Annotated in this window: 11 protein-coding genes and 1 rRNA gene; 5 read left to right on the top strand and 7 right to left on the bottom strand. The window is 62.6% G+C overall.

Annotated elements, in window-relative coordinates:
- Positions 1–316: 316 nt before the first annotated feature.
- A 16S ribosomal RNA gene (locus AC239G_RS03650) occupies positions 317–1,844 on the bottom strand.
- Between the two features lie 536 nt (positions 1,845–2,380).
- Here AC239G_RS03650 and AC239G_RS03645 point away from each other — a divergent pair.
- Positions 2,381–3,397, top strand: a complete 1,017-nt coding sequence (locus AC239G_RS03645; protein WP_139469927.1) for an epimerase — start codon at positions 2,381–2,383, stop codon at positions 3,395–3,397.
- A 72-nt stretch (positions 3,398–3,469) separates the two neighbouring features.
- On the opposite strand, the gene trhO is transcribed toward AC239G_RS03645, so the two are convergent.
- Positions 3,470–4,381: an oxygen-dependent tRNA uridine(34) hydroxylase TrhO gene (trhO, locus tag AC239G_RS03640; RefSeq protein ID WP_139469925.1), complete on the bottom strand. Its 912-nt coding sequence runs from the start codon at positions 4,379–4,381 to the stop codon at positions 3,470–3,472.
- 162 nt (positions 4,382–4,543) lie between these two features.
- Here trhO and purL point away from each other — a divergent pair, with 162 nt between their 5' ends.
- On the top strand, positions 4,544–6,928 hold the full coding sequence (gene purL, locus AC239G_RS03635; protein WP_487489837.1) for a phosphoribosylformylglycinamidine synthase subunit PurL: 2,385 nt from the start codon (positions 4,544–4,546) through the stop codon (positions 6,926–6,928).
- A gap of 138 nt (positions 6,929–7,066) precedes the next feature.
- On the opposite strand, the gene AC239G_RS03630 is transcribed toward purL, so the two are convergent.
- The 3 genes from AC239G_RS03630 to AC239G_RS03620 are packed head-to-tail and all read right to left on the bottom strand — an operon-like array spanning position 7,067 to position 10,540.
- Positions 7,067–8,440: a 2-hydroxycarboxylate transporter family protein gene (locus AC239G_RS03630; protein ID WP_487489836.1), complete on the bottom strand. Its 1,374-nt coding sequence runs from the start codon at positions 8,438–8,440 to the stop codon at positions 7,067–7,069.
- Positions 8,441–8,480: 40 nt separating this feature from the next.
- On the bottom strand, positions 8,481–9,347 hold the full coding sequence (locus AC239G_RS03625; protein WP_487490103.1) for a hydroxymethylglutaryl-CoA lyase: 867 nt from the start codon (positions 9,345–9,347) through the stop codon (positions 8,481–8,483).
- A 2-nt stretch (positions 9,348–9,349) separates the two neighbouring features.
- On the bottom strand, positions 9,350–10,540 hold the full coding sequence (locus AC239G_RS03620; protein ID WP_487489835.1) for a CaiB/BaiF CoA transferase family protein: 1,191 nt from the start codon (positions 10,538–10,540) through the stop codon (positions 9,350–9,352).
- Positions 10,541–10,590: 50 nt separating this feature from the next.
- Between AC239G_RS03620 and AC239G_RS03615 the strand changes: the two genes are divergently transcribed.
- Positions 10,591–11,328 (top strand): IclR family transcriptional regulator, encoded by a 738-nt coding sequence (locus AC239G_RS03615; RefSeq protein WP_487489834.1) that lies wholly within the window; start codon positions 10,591–10,593, stop codon positions 11,326–11,328.
- Between the two features lie 5 nt (positions 11,329–11,333).
- Here the strand turns inward: AC239G_RS03615 and AC239G_RS03610 are convergent, their stop codons facing one another.
- Positions 11,334–11,609 carry a hypothetical protein gene (locus AC239G_RS03610; protein WP_487489833.1) on the bottom strand — a complete coding sequence of 92 codons (276 nt, stop codon included), beginning with the start codon at positions 11,607–11,609 and terminating at the stop codon, positions 11,334–11,336.
- Between the two features lie 125 nt (positions 11,610–11,734).
- On the opposite strand from AC239G_RS03610, the gene AC239G_RS03605 reads away from it, so the two are divergent.
- Both AC239G_RS03605 and AC239G_RS03600 read left to right on the top strand, forming a co-directional pair.
- Positions 11,735–12,964 carry a cobalamin-independent methionine synthase II family protein gene (locus tag AC239G_RS03605; RefSeq protein ID WP_139906980.1) on the top strand — a complete coding sequence of 410 codons (1,230 nt, stop codon included), beginning with the start codon at positions 11,735–11,737 and terminating at the stop codon, positions 12,962–12,964.
- Positions 12,965–13,073: 109 nt separating this feature from the next.
- Positions 13,074–13,625 (top strand): DUF1648 domain-containing protein, encoded by a 552-nt coding sequence (locus AC239G_RS03600; RefSeq protein WP_487489832.1) that lies wholly within the window; start codon positions 13,074–13,076, stop codon positions 13,623–13,625.
- A gap of 28 nt (positions 13,626–13,653) precedes the next feature.
- On the opposite strand, the gene AC239G_RS03595 is transcribed toward AC239G_RS03600, so the two are convergent.
- Complete coding sequence (locus tag AC239G_RS03595; protein ID WP_487489831.1) at positions 13,654–15,054, bottom strand: TIGR01777 family oxidoreductase; 1,401 nt, start codon at positions 15,052–15,054, stop codon at positions 13,654–13,656.
- Between the last annotated feature and the right edge of the window lie 7 nt (positions 15,055–15,061).

Raw genomic sequence — 15,061 nt, 5'->3', positions numbered from 1 at the left:
GGTGTTTGATGCTCGCGTCCACTATACGATTCTCAAACCACTACCAAACACCCACCACCACACAACCGCTTCACGCTGCTGCCTGTTGGTCGGGTTGGTCCTGTTGGTTGAAACCACACCCACACAATCGTGTGGGGTTTGTGATTCCAGGACCCAATAACGTGTTCGTTCTAGCCCACCCGATCACTCACCGCACCCGGGGCATTGACCCCAGCCGGGCTGTGTGGGCAAGCGGAAGAAGTGATGTTCCACCCTTGAGCTCTCATGATGACCACATACGGGTCATACCATGAGGATCTTAATGTGTGCTCCTTAGAAAGGAGGTGATCCAGCCGCACCTTCCGGTACGGCTACCTTGTTACGACTTAGTCCCAATCACCAGTCCCACCTTAGACGGCCCCCTCCCACAAGTGGGTTGGGACACCGGCTTCGGGTGTTACCGACTTTCGTGACTTGACGGGCGGTGTGTACAAGGCCCGGGAACGTATTCACCGCAGCGTTGCTGATCTGCGATTACTAGCGACTCCGACTTCACGTAGTCGAATTGCAGACTACGATCCGAACTGAGACTGGCTTTAAGGGATTCGCTTACCCTCACGGGTTCGCCTCTCTCTGTACCAGCCATTGTAGCATGCGTGAAGCCCAAGACATAAAGGGCATGATGATTTGACGTCATCCCCACCTTCCTCCGAGTTGACCCCGGCAGTCTCCTATGAGTTCCCACCATCACGTGCTGGCAACATAGAACGAGGGTTGCGCTCGTTGCGGGACTTAACCCAACATCTCACGACACGAGCTGACGACAACCATGCACCACCTGTACACCAGCTCCAAAGAGAAGAACTGTTTCCAGAACGGTCCAGTGTATGTCAAGCCTTGGTAAGGTTCTTCGCGTTGCATCGAATTAATCCGCATGCTCCGCCGCTTGTGCGGGCCCCCGTCAATTCCTTTGAGTTTTAGCCTTGCGACCGTACTCCCCAGGCGGGGCACTTAATGCGTTAGCTACGGCGCGGAGAACGTGGAATGTCCCCCACACCTAGTGCCCAACGTTTACGGCATGGACTACCAGGGTATCTAATCCTGTTCGCTCCCCATGCTTTCGCTCCTCAGTGTCAGTTACAGCCCAGAGTCCCGCCTTCGCCACCGGTGTTCCTCCTGATATCTGCGCATTTCACCGCTACACCAGGAATTCCAGACTCCCCTACTGCACTCTAGTCAGCCCGTACCCACTGCACGCGCAACGTTAAGCGTTGCGTTTCCACAGCAGACGTGACCAACCACCTACGAGCTCTTTACGCCCAATAATTCCGGACAACGCTCGTACCCTACGTATTACCGCGGCTGCTGGCACGTAGTTAGCCGGTACTTCTTCTGCAGGTACCGTCACTTTCGCTTCTTCCCTGCTGAAAGCGGTTTACAACCCGAAGGCCGTCATCCCGCACGCTGCGTCGCTGCATCAGGGTTTCCCCCATTGTGCAATATTCCCCACTGCTGCCTCCCGTAGGAGTCTGGGCCGTGTCTCAGTCCCAGTGTGGCCGGTCGCCCTCTCAGGCCGGCTACCCGTCGTCGCCTTGGTAGGCCATTACCCCACCAACAAGCTGATAGGCCGCGAGCCCATCCCCGATCGAAAAACTTTCCACCAACCCTCATGCAAGGATTGGTCATATCCGGTATTAGACCCAGTTTCCCAGGCTTATCCCGAAATCAGGGGCAGGTTACTCACGTGTTACTCACCCGTTCGCCACTCATCCACCAACAGCAAGCTGTCGGCTTCAGCGTTCGACTTGCATGTGTTAAGCACGCAGCCAGCGTTCGTCCTGAGCCAGGATCAAACTCTCCATAAAAAACTTTATGTTACGAATGAATCCCAGCAAGACAGCCAACCCCTCACGGGGTGAGAAGGTTGACCAAAAAATACTGACCAAACACACCATCCACCCATGTGATGCGAGAGGTTCGGCGAAGAACCACCCACCACAGGTGAACCAATGTTTGGCCAGGTGATTGTCTTACCAGAAAATAAAAATGTTCTGGCATCACAACTTGTTCAAACAAACACGCTATTGGATTCTCAAACCACAAACACACACCCATCACCACACCACACAAATACGCAGCATGTTCACTGGGGGTATCAGTTTCATTTTGTGTCACCCACCCGATCGCCTGAACCCGTGGACCAAACCGTGTTTGTCCTGGTCAGACCCGGTGGAAACTCTGTCTCGAAGACGGTGTTTCCGGCGGGGCAACGAGATATAACTCTAGACCACCCCAGAGCCACCGTGCAAATCAAAAACCGACTTTCTCCACGTGACACCCACCACACAGCCTCGTTGCCGCATCGACATCCCCGCCAATGCGGGGTGCTAGCGTCCTGAGTATGAGCACGTTACCCACAGACACATCGCTGACAAGCGCCCAGGCCCCGATCGCCGTCGTCGCCGGGGCATCGGGGTTCATCGGCGGAGAGCTGCTCGATGCGCTCAGCGCTTGGGGGTATGCGACGCGGACGATCGGCCGCTCCCCTGACTCCGCCGACGCCACCTGGGACCGTCCCGACCGAATCGCCGAACTCATCGACGGTGCCGACCTGCTTATCAACCTCGCCGGCCGGAGCGTCGGATGTCGGTACACGGATGCCAATCGACAGGTCATCTGGGATTCCCGAGTCGATACGACCCGCGCCCTCAATACGGCGGTGGCAGCCGCCTCGGTGCCGCCGCGTCTGTGGATCAATTCGAGCACGGCCACCATCTACCGTCACTCGATGGACCGACCGCAGACCGAGGACGACGGCGACATCGGCGAAGGGTTCTCAGTCGACATCGCCAAAGCCTGGGAGAAGGAGTTCTTCGCCGGGGGCCTGCCCGCGACCAGACGAGTCGCGCTGCGGATGGCGATCGTGCTCGGTGACGGAGCGGCGTTGAACATGTTGGCCACCGCGGCGAGATTCGGCGCGGGAGGAGCTCAGCATGAAGGGCGCTGGTTCCCGCACCGACGCTATCGCGGGATCGGCCCGGCGGCTTCCGGGCCGACCGTCTGGCGAGGACACCCGCCGACTCACGGACGACAGCGGTTCAGCTGGGTCCATATCGACGACGTGCTCCGGGCAATCCGGTTCATCGACGAACATGAGGAGCTAAGTGGCCCGATCAACGTCTCGAACCCACAGGTCTCGGACAATCGCTCACTGATGAAAGCGCTGCGCAAGGCAGTGCGTATGCCCGCGGGGATTCCTGCACCCAGGTGGCTGCTCGAGATCGGGATGACCGTCCTGCGGCAGGAGTCAGAACTCGTGCTCAAGAGTCGGTGGGTGCTGCCGGAAAGACTCGAAGCGGCCGGATTCGACTTCAGGTGGACCGACATCGAGGCGGCGACGAAGCACCTGCTGCGCTGAAGTGTCGGTACGGCACTCCCCCACCTCGGGGGAACGCCGCCCCCACCTCCGGGGAACGGCAGGATCGCACCCTCAGCCGACGGCCGCCTCGGCGGGGATTCCCTGCTCGACGCAGTCGGCGCAATAGGGCTGCAGACCCTTGTCCGTGCAATCGGCGCACCGCAGGTACTGTCTGCGGCACTCGAGGTTCGCACAGTTGACGAATTCAGGCGTCTTCCTGTCGCAGGACACGCAATGCCCGATGGATTCGACATTGTCACCGAACTCGACGTGCATGCGCTTGTCGAAGACGTACAGCGAACCGTCCCAGTAGCCGGAGCTGCCGAAGGTCTCGCCGTAGCGGACGATGCCGCCGTCGAGCTGGTAGACCTCTTCGAACCCGCGGTTCTTCATGAGCACGGACAGGACCTCGCAGCGGATTCCGCCGGTGCAGTAGGTGACGACGGGTTTGTCTTTGAGGTCGTCGTATTTGCCGGATTCGATCTCGGCGATGAAGTCACGCGTGGTGTCGGTGTCGGGAACGATCGCGTCCCGGAACTTCCCGATCTGCGCCTCCATCGCATTGCGGCCGTCGAAGAAGACGACCTCCTCGCCGCGTTCGTCGAGGAGTTTGTGCAGGGCTCCCGGTTTGAGGTGCTGACCTCCGCCTTGGACTCCGTCTTCGGTCACCGTGATCTCATCAGGAGTGCCGAAGGTGACGAGTTCGTCGCGGACCTTCACGCTCAGCCGCGGGAAGTCATCGCCTTGACCGTTCGACCATTTGATGTCCGCACCTTTGAAAGGCGCGTACGACTTCGTTGCCCGCACGTACTGCTTCACCTCGAAGATGTCCCCGCCGACAGTGGCGTTGATCCCGTCCTTCGACACGATGATCCGCCCCTTGAGCCTGAGGCTCTCGGCCAAGGTGTGCTGCCACAGCTTGACCGCTTCGGGGTCGGGCAGCGGGGTGAAGACATAGAACAGGACGATCTTGGGAGTTGCCATGGCTCCCATTCTAAGTGGGGTGCGACAGTCCGATTCCCAGCGGGGAACGGTCCCTACCCGCGCCGAGGTGGTCCGCCCGTGGACGCGCTTCGCCCCCGCGGTGAGGACACGGCTAAGATTGGCCGTGAGTGCCGTGTCGTATGAAAGGGCCCCGAAGAGGACATGACGTCTAACCTCAGCTCTGCGGATTCCACGCAGGTCGATTCCCCGCAGAATGCATCGAAGAAGGTCAAGGAGACGGTCGAGTTCGCAGCGGCGAACCCCGACGTCGAGCAGCCTTTCGCCGATCTCGGTCTCACGGCCGACGAATACGAGAAGATCAAGGCGATCCTCGGACGTCGCCCCACCTCGGCGGAATTGGCCATGTATTCGGTGATGTGGTCCGAGCACTGCTCGTACAAGTCCTCGAAGGTCCACCTGTCCAAGTTCGGCGACAAGGTCACCGAGGACATGAAGAAGCACCTGCTCGTGGGCATCGGCGAGAACGCCGGCGTCGTCGACATCGGGAACGGCTGGGCGGTGACCTTCAAGGTCGAATCGCACAACCACCCCAGCTATGTCGAACCCCACCAGGGTGCGGCCACAGGCGTCGGCGGCATCGTCCGCGACATCATCTCCATGGGTGCGCGCCCGGTCGCCGTGATGGATCAGCTGCGGTTCGGAGCCATCGACCATCCGGACACCGCCCGTGTCGTCCACGGCGTGGTCGCCGGCATCAGCAACTACGGCAATTCCCTGGGCCTGCCGAACATCGGCGGCGAGACCGTCTTCGATTCCGTCTATCAGGGAAATCCGCTGGTCAACGCCCTGGCTGTGGGTGTCATGCGACATGAGGACATCCGTCTGGCCAACGCGTCGGGACTGGGCAACAAGGTCGTGCTCTTCGGTGCGCGCACCGGTGGCGACGGCATCGGCGGTGCTTCGATCCTCGCTTCCGAGTCCTTCGACGATTCGAAGCCCTCGAAGCGCCCCGCCGTGCAGGTCGGCGACCCGTTCGCCGAGAAGGTGCTCATCGAATGCTGCCTCGAGCTCTTCCACGCCGGTGTCGTCGAAGGCATTCAGGACCTCGGCGCTGCAGGCATCTCCTGTGCGACCTCGGAACTGGCCTCCAACGGTGACGGCGGAATGCACATCGCGCTCGACGATGTGCTGCTGCGCGATGAGACCCTCACCCCTGAGGAGATCCTCATGTCGGAGTCGCAGGAGCGGATGATGGCCGTCGTCCGTCCCGACCGCCTCGACGAATTCTTGCGCATCGTCGGCAAATGGGAGGTCGAGACCTCCGTGCTCGGCGAGGTCACTGATTCCGATCGTCTCGTCATCGAATGGCACGGCGACGTCATCGTCGATGTGCCCCCGCGCTCGGTCGCCCACGACGGACCCGTCTACAACCGTCCGTTCACCGAACCGTCATGGACCGCCGAGGTGGCTGCGAACACCGTTGAGGCCGCCGGCCTGGCGAAGCCCGAGTCCGATGATGAGCTGCGGTCGACGATGCTCGAGCTCGCGGGGTCGCCGAACCTCGCCTCGAAGTCGTGGATCACCTCGCAGTACGACAAGTACGTCCAGGGCAACACTGCGTTGGCCTATCCCGATGATGCCGGTGTCGTCCGCGTCGACGAGGAGTCCGGTCTCGGCGTGGCCATCGCCACCGACGCCAACGGTCGCTACAGCTTCCTCGACCCGGCGCGCGGTGCCCAGCTGGCTCTGGCCGAGGCCTACCGCAATGTCTCGACCGCCGGTGCCATTCCGCGTGCGGTCACCGACTGCCTGAACTTCGGGTCTCCCGAGGATCCGGAGATCATGTGGCAGTTCGCGCAGGCCGTCGAAGGCCTCGCCGACGCTTGCCAGGACATGGGGATCCCGGTCACCGGCGGCAATGTGTCCCTGTACAACCAGACCGGCGGAGTGGCCATCCACCCGACTCCGGTCGTCGGTGTGCTCGGTGTCTTCGATGATGTCACCCGCGCCACCCCGAGCGGCTGGCAGGAGCCGGGCCAGACCATCTATCTGCTCGGCATTACCGAGGCGGAGCTCGACGGTTCGGCGTGGGCCGACGTCACGGCGGGCCACCTCGGCGGTGTTCCTCCGCAGTACAAGCCGGCGGCGGAGAAGGAACTCGGCGAGATCCTCATCAACTGCTCGCGCGACGGCATGATCGATGCCGCGCACGATCTGTCCGAGGGTGGGCTGTCGCAGGCCCTCGTCGAATCGTCGCTGCGCTACGGCACCGGCGCCCGGATCTGGCTCGATGAGGTCTGCGAGCGTGACGGCATCGATGTGTTCACCGCACTGTTCTCCGAATCGGCGGCGCGCGCCATCGTGGCCGTGCCGCGCTCGGAAGAAGTCCGCTTCAAGGACATGTGCACGGCACGGCGGTTCCCGTTCGTGCGCATCGGCATGACCGATGCCGGCGACGGAGCTCCCGAGCTCGAGGTCGTCGACCACTTCTCGATCGGACTCGACGAACTCGGTCAGGCCCACGAGGGTACGCTGGCTGATCGCTTCGGCGGCAGCGTCGCGGCGGTGACCGAAACCGCGGTCTGAGCCACAACCCGACGTCATCTGAGCCCGAAGCTCACCCTGAAGTCGGAGGAGACAGAGGAAGCCGGGCCCAGAGCCTCCCCCACGACAGGGAGGCTCTGGGCCCTCGCTCGTTTCGACGGGGCCGTGCACCTGACGGACTCACATGCTCAGGAATGGGACCAGCAGAGAAACGAGGAAGAGATTCACCGCCCCGCCGAGGCGGGTGCTCAGGGCCGCGAACGGCATGAGATGGATGCGGTCGGCCGCGGAGAGGACTGCCACGTCGCCGCTGCCGCCGGTGTCGGCCATGACCAGCCCCGGAGTGATGGCAGCCTCGACGAAGTTGAACTTGAGCAGCCACCCGAGAACTCCGGCGACCAGTCCGGCGGAGATGACTGTCAGCACTGTCAGCCCCATGAAGATCGGATCCGTGATCGACCCGAGCACTTCATCGATATCGATGAACGTGATGCTCACCGCCACGAGCAGAGCGGGCAGGAAGTAGGAGGTCATCAGATCGCCCCACTCGGTGCTCGCCTCCTCGAGAGAGCGAGGGAAGAGGCCGAAGATCTTGATGACCGCGGCGGCGATGATGGTCCAGGCGTAGGGGTGGAGGAACGGCAGTACTGCACCGAGCAAGGTGCCGAGGATGAAGAGTCCGGCAGCGATCGCGACCCCGATTCCCAGGTTCTGGAAGCTGGCCCCCGACTTTTTCGTCGGCAGTGCGAGTTCATTCTCTCGTCCCCTGATGCGCATGAGCTCACCCTTGCCGTTGAACCCGACGAACCACTGTCTGCCCGATCGTCCGATCCCGTTGAGCAGACCGGCGAAGAGGATGCAGAAGATGTTGCCGATGACGAGCGCTGCCATGAGGTCGGCCATGAACACGGAGGCTTCGGTCCCGGTCTGGGCCGCGTACATCTGTGACATGGGAATGGCGCCGACCCCGAGACCTCCGGCCATGATCGGTCCGGCGATGAAGAGGATGCCCTTGATGAAACCATAGCCTAGGACGGCACTGATACCGCCGATGATTGCGAAGGTGAGCACGATGCACCCGAGCAGCGGAATGAGAAACCGGGGACCCGCTTTGAGCAGCAGTGCCCTCGGCATCCCCAGAACGGATCCGGCGATGACCGCAACGACGAAGAAGTCGAGAAAGCCGTAGCCGTCGAGGAAATTCGTCACAACTGGCGCGACAGACTCAGGCATCACACCGGCATAGATGAGGACTGCGGGGACGAAGGTGCACAGAAGAGTTGGCAGGCCGTAGTCGCGAACCTTCGGGGCGGCCTGTCCGACCGACATGAGCACGCCGCCGAGGACGATCGTCACGCCGAAGCCGACGAGCATGCTGTCGGGAAGGTTGTCGGTCAGGGCGGCGATGAGGAATGTGACGAAAAGTGGCCCAAAGTACAGGTAGGGCATCCCGGCGATGGTGAAGAGGTCGCGCTTCCTCTTCGGCTCCGGTGTCGGTGTCGCGTGGTGGGCGGTGACGGGGTCGTTGTCGACTGTCGGACGAGCTTCGGACATCGTTGTCTCTTTTCGCTGGTGGTGGTCGTAAGTGCTGGGGTCAGGCAGGGACGGGCGTCCCGTCCTCGAGTGCTTCGGCGATGAGTCGGCGCACCTCGTGGAGGGCCGCCAGATCGATGCCGGTCTGCTTTCCCTGCGCATGGATGTGGGTGACCAGGTCCTCTGTGGCGATATTGCCGTGCGAACCGGGCGCGAAGGGGCAGCCGCCATATCCTCCGGTGGCAGCGTCGAACTCAGCGACGCCAGCATCGAGCGCGAGGTCGACGGTCTCGAATGCCCGACCGTGTGCGTTGTGCAGGTGGAGGCTGAGCGCGAGGTCAGGGTAGGCACGGTGCAGCGTCTTGAGAGTCGTCTGTACTGCGGCCGGGGCCGCGGTGCCGATCGTGTCGGCCAGTCCGATGCGGTCGACGCCGATCGAGGCGTAGGCATCGGCCACAGCGAGGACGGCCTCAGCAGGGATTTCACCTTCGAACGGGCAGACGAAGGCCGTGGCCACTCCCCCGCTGAATGTGACTTCGGGATTCTCGGAGACGACATGCGTGAGATCTCGGATCGCGTCGCTCGGGCTGCGACCGGAATTCGCCTGACTGTGCGCGGTGCTCGCCGAGACGGCGAGGCTGATGTCGGTGAAGCCTGCTGCGACGGCGCGTTCGACGCCTTTTGCATTGAGTGCGAGGGCTCGCCAAGTGATGTTCGGTATGGCCAGGATTCCAGCGGCGAGCTCTTCGGCTCCGACCATCTGCGGAACGCGGGCCGGGTTGACGAAGGAAGCCGCCTCGATGTCGTGCACACCCGCATCGACGAGCGCTTGGGCAATGAGCTGTCGGCTCTGGACCGAGGTCACTCGGGGCTCGTCTTGCAGTCCGTCGCGAAGAACCACGTCGGTGATCGTCACGTTTACTGCCATGGTCACACCACACCTTTCGCCCTGAGATCCGCGCGTTCAGCGGAGTCGAGTCCCAGCACTCCGCCGAGAACTTCCTCGGTGTGCTCTCCTAGATCCGGCCCGACCCATCTGATCTGGCCTTCTGCACCGGGGATCCGCGGGACGACACCGGGGAATCGAATCGGTTCGGTCGTATCTCCATCGATGTGGACATCGATCTCCTTGAGCATTCCGCGGGCGGCATAGTGCTCGTCGGCGGCGATTCCCTCTGCGTCGTAGACCGGGCCCGCCGGAACGCCCGCAGCGGCCAGCTGGTCGACGGCGTCGCTGACCGATCGCTGCAGTGTCCATTTCCGGACCACCTCGTCGAGTTCATCCTCGCGTTTGCTGCGTTCGTGCCCATCGGCCAGGGACCCGTCTTCGGCGAGGTCGCGTCGTCCGCACAGGTGCATGAGCTGCTTGAATGGCTTTGCAGCGTTGCCGGCGATCATCACCGTCTGCCCATCGGCGGTCGGGTAGCTGCCGCTGGGGACGACTCCGGGAAGGTTCGCTCCGCTGCGTTCGCGCACCATTCCATAGGCGTCGTAGTCGGGGATGAGGGATTCCATCGCAGAGTAGACTGCCTCGTAGAGTGCGACGTCGACGACGCGGGTGGACGATGCCTTGTGCCCGTTCTTCTTGGCGAAGAGCTGGATCACTGCGCCGAGAGCACTATAGAGGCCGGCCATCACGTCGCCGATAGGTGCAGCGGGCCTGACCGCTGGCCGGTCTGCATGGCCGGTAACGTGGCGAAGCCCGGCGAATGCCTCGGCGACGCCGCCGAAGCCGGCTCGATCACGGTACGGGCCGGTTTGCCCGTACCCCGAGATCCGCACCACGACGATGTCGCCGTTGACGGCTTTGAGCTCGTCCTCGCCCATGCCCCAGCGTTCCAGAGTGCCCGGGCGGAAGTTCTCGATCACCACGTCGGATTCGCCGACCAGTTTCGTCGCCAGCTCCTGACCTTCCGGGGTGCGCAGATCCATGGTGATCGACTTCTTGTTGCGTCCGAGAGTGCGGAACATCATCGAGACCTCGCCTCGCTGTCGACGCCAGTTCCGGAGTTCGTCGCCGTGCTGCGGGGCCTCGATCTTGATGACTTCGGCTCCGAAGTCGGCGAGCAGTCGCGAGGCGAACGGAGCCGCGATGAAGTTGCCCAGTTCGAGCACTCGCACCCCTGTAAGCAGGCCATTCGAGCTGTCGCATTGACCGGTGTCGTCAGCTGGTGTCGAACCATGGTCGTTTCGGGGAGGAGAGCTGGAGGCGTGGAGAGTCAACGGCGACCCGCCTTTCGGTTGATTATCATTATCTGAAAACATATGATCATCATATGATTTCGCACAATGTAACGGACGTCGGAGTGCTTGACAAGAGCATGGCGATAATCAGCTCCTGCGAAGCGACTCCGCGCACCGTGGCGGAGATCGCCGAGCACCTCGACCTCACCATTCCAACGGTCCATCGCCTGGCCCGGGCCTTGATCGCGCATGGACTGCTGGCGAAAGAACGGAGCGGGAGCTTGCGAACAGGGCCGCGATTCATCAGCTTCGGCATCGGGGCTGTCGCCCGTGGCCCTCTGCGCGATTTGGCTGAACACACGGGTGAGGCTTGTCAGCTCTGGGTTCCACGCGGACCGAATCGACTGTGCCTCGTCAGTGAAGCGATGCCAAACGAACTCCACGTCGAACTCAGGGAAGGCACCCAGCTCCCGCTGGCAGACGGCGGCACCGCAGCCCGCATCATCAATGGTGAGCGCACCGAACAAGGCTGGGTCCTCACAGTGTCGGAGCGGACCCCCGGACTGACGAGCATCAGCGCGCCGATCTCATCGACCGACGGACTCATCGGCGCCGTGTGCATCGTCGCGCCGGTTGCTCGCGTGAATTCCGATCTGGGTGAGCTGCACGGAACTCGCCTGCTTGTCGCGGCTTCAACAATCGAGCGAGCGTTGATATCCGCGTAGTTGATTCACATCGACCACAGCCACAGTGGCATTCGGTACCTGTCACCGGTTTGGATGCGTGCACCCAGAGCACCGCTGGGTGATAGGACTGCCACCGGCTGGGTGGTGATGAGCATGTCGACTCCGGTGATCACCACAGCCATGACGGCTGCGATGACGAGGATCCACCACCGACGATTGCGCGCGGTGTTCCATCCGCGGAACACCGCCGCCAAGAAGATCGCACTGAGCACGTCGTGGACGATCTTCGTGGTGGGCAGCGAGCCGCCTACTCGCTCCACCCACGTGTCCCAAGATGACGACAACCACACATGCGCCACTGCGAATGTGATTGCCTAAGAGTGAATGCTGCGGCGCGACTGCCGCAGTCGCACTGCACGATCGAACCAAGGAAGAGGAGCCAGACATGGCAACGATTCGCACATCCCACGCGGGATCCTTACCCCGCACACCCGAACTCATCGAGGCCAACAAGGTCAAGCAGGCTCAGAACACCGCCCGCCTGGCTGGCGAGTCCGTGTCGCAGGAACAGGAGCAGGAATTCGACGAGCTCCTCGCCGCCAGCGTCACCGACCTCGTCAAACGCCAGAAGAACCTGGGCATCTCACTGCCCAACGACGGCGAGTACGGTCATGCCATGGCCGCCGACTTCGACTACGGCGCATGGTGGCACTACTCGTTCGCCCGCACTGGCGGGCTCGAGCTCGACGATGTCGACAAGTGGGATGCACCGGCCGTGCGTTCCGAGCCCGGTAAGACGGTTCTCACCAGCTTCGGTGACCGCCGCGATCGCAATCTGTTCCCCAACGTCTACTCCGATGCCGACGCCGGCACCGACACCGGCCAGCAACCGCAGTTCCCGAAGGCCACCGGCCCGATCAGCTACATCGGTCAGGACCAGGTCAACCGCGACGTCGCGAACCTCAAGGCCGGTCTGGCCGCCGCCGGCTATGACGAGCGTGCCGGGTACATCAATGCGCTTTCCCCCGGTTCGGCCTCTCGCATCGCCAACGAGTACTACTCAAGCGATGAGGAGTTCATCTGGGCGTGGGCCGATGTGCTGCGGGAGGAATACCTCGCCATCACCGAGGCGGGTCTGACCGTCCAGATCGACGATCCGTCCCTCGCGGAGAACTTCGACCAGATCAACCCGGAACCGTCCTTCGATGACTACCGCGCGTTCATCCAGGTCCGCATCGATGCACTCAACCATGCGCTACGCGGAATCGACCCGGCGCAGGTGCGCGTGCACACCTGTTGGGGCTCGTGGCACGGACCGCACGTCACCGACCTGCCGTTCGTCGAGATCGTCGACCAGGTGCTTTCGATCAACGCCGCCGGCATCACTTTCGAAGCCGCGAACGTCCGCCACGAACACGAATGGCGGATCTGGGAAGAGAAGAAGCTGCCCGAGGGCAAGTACATCATTCCCGGAATCGTCTCTCACTCGACTAACGTCATCGAGCATCCCGAGCTCGTCGCCGAACGCATCGGCCGGTTCGCTGGTCTCGTCGGACCCGAGAACGTCGTCGCCTCCACCGACTGCGGGCTGGGCGGCCGCGTCCACCCGGACATCGCCGTCGCGAAGCTGCAGTCCCTGACCGAAGGTGCGGAGATCGCCTCGAAGCGCTTCTGACCCCGTACTGCGGAAACAGCAGTAACAGCAGAAACACCGGTCCCCTCCGTTCGGCATGTGAGCCGACCGGAGGGGACTTTGTTGCAACGCATCTTGATAGAGTGATTCGATGGCTTCGACGTCTTCCCCTCGTTCAAACCGATGGGCCGCGACCGCGGCAGGGGCCCTGCTGGCGATTCTGGTGGTCACGATCCTGTGGTTCACGGTCTATGCTCCAGAAACCGTGCCGAGCCATATCGGAATCGACGGAACCATCGACGGCAGATCCTCAAAGAGCAGCGTGCTCTTCATCGTCGTTCCCCTCTCCCTGCTGATCTCCGGCGGGCTCCTCCTCACCCCGCTGCACGAAGCAATTCCCCTGCGCGCATGGCCTGCACCGTTCGTCTTCAACGGCGCGTTTTGGATCGCCGAGGGAAGATCAGAATTCCTTCGGAAGCAGTTGATCGAGTATCTGCAGATTCTGTCCGGACTCAGCAGTGCCTTCTTCAGCTCCACTTTGTGGATGTCCTGGCTCGAATCCACCGGGAGGCCCGTGCCGTCACCGATTCCGCCGATCGTCTTCGCGTCATTGGCGGCTCTACTGGGCGCGGCAACTGTCCGCCACTATCTCAGGCTTCGCCCGTCGGAGTGGTCCCCAGACGAGTCGACGGAATCAGACTAGAGCGACCAAACGCAGATCACCGGGCACCCTACGCCCCGCCGCCGAGCTCCTCGTCGAAGCAATCCCTCAAAGTGGGGTGGGCGAACTGGTATCCGGTCTCCTGCAGCTTCTCCGGCACCACTCGCTGGTCGGCCAGAGCGAGCTCCTTTGCTCCGTCTCGGCCGAGCATGATCTCGGTGATGAAACCGGGCGTCGGGATCCACGCGGGCCTGCGCAGGTGAGCGGCGAGCGCCTCGGCGAATTCCGCCTGCGTGACAAGCTCCGGCGCAACAGCGTTGACCGGTCCGCGCACATAGTCATAGAGGACCGCATGCACATATGACCGCGCCACATCGTCAAGCGAGATCCACGCCAGTGCCTGCTCCCCGCTGCCCAATCGACCGCCCGCACCGGCAAGGAACAGCGGCGCCTGCAGTTTGAGCAGACCGCCCACAGAGCTGAGCACGACTCCGGTTCGAATCGACACACGTCTGATCCCGGCGTCCTCGACACCGGCCGCCGTCTCTTCCCACTTCTGACATACCTCAGCGAGGAATCCGTCGCCGGCCGGTCCGGTTTCGTCGACTGGTTCGTCCGCCTTCGACCCGTAATAGCCGACCGCGGAGGCGCAGACGAAGACCGACGGACGCTTCGCCTCGGGCAGGCCGCGCATCGTTTCGACGAGCAGCCTCGTCGAGTCGATGCGGGACGACCAGATCTCGTCCTTCGCGTGTTTGGTGAACCGAGTTGCGATGGATCGCCCACCGAGGTGGACCACCGCATCCGCCCACGCGAGGTCCCGCGGATTGAGGATTCCCAAGTCCGGGTTCCAGTGCACCTCGTAGGGGAACTTCGGGGTGTCGCGCACAAGAAGTCGCACGAAGTGTCCCGCGGTGGAGAACAGGGCGGCGACCTGGCGTCCGATCATTCCGCTGCCGCCGGCGATGAGGATGTGTTTGCCCTTCTTCCGCCTCAGCAGGGGCGCATTCGTGGATTCGAGGAAGTCGATATCCATGAGCATCCGCTTGCGGCGGGCATCGAAGGTGGCCTCGAGGTAGTGGGTGAGGCCCCGGTCGATGACGTCGAAGCCCTGCGGGGCCATGGAGAATTCGATGTGGTCGTCGATCTTCGTCCCACCGGCGACCGAAGTGAACTCGTGCGTGTGCTTCCACTGGCTCAGCGGCCCCTTCTTCAGCTCATCGACGAAGGAGAACCGCGACGGCCCCTCCGAATGCACCGAGCTGAACGGCCGCCGCACAAGTCCGTAAGTGCCGGGAACGCTCGTCTTCACCTGCGCCACCGAGCCCGGCGCGATCGGAGGATAGCTCTCCTCGACGATCTCCTGCGCCCAGTGGGGTGAGAGGCGGGTCAGCGCTCCCGGCCGAGCATGCCAGTCGAATGTGGTCTCCGCACCGAGCGGAACTTCAGATGTCGACTCAAAGATGGTCATGGCATCC

It is taken from the genome of Brevibacterium sp. Lmc1 (assembly GCF_057654315.1).
This window is presented reverse-complemented; position numbering and strand designations above follow the sequence as displayed.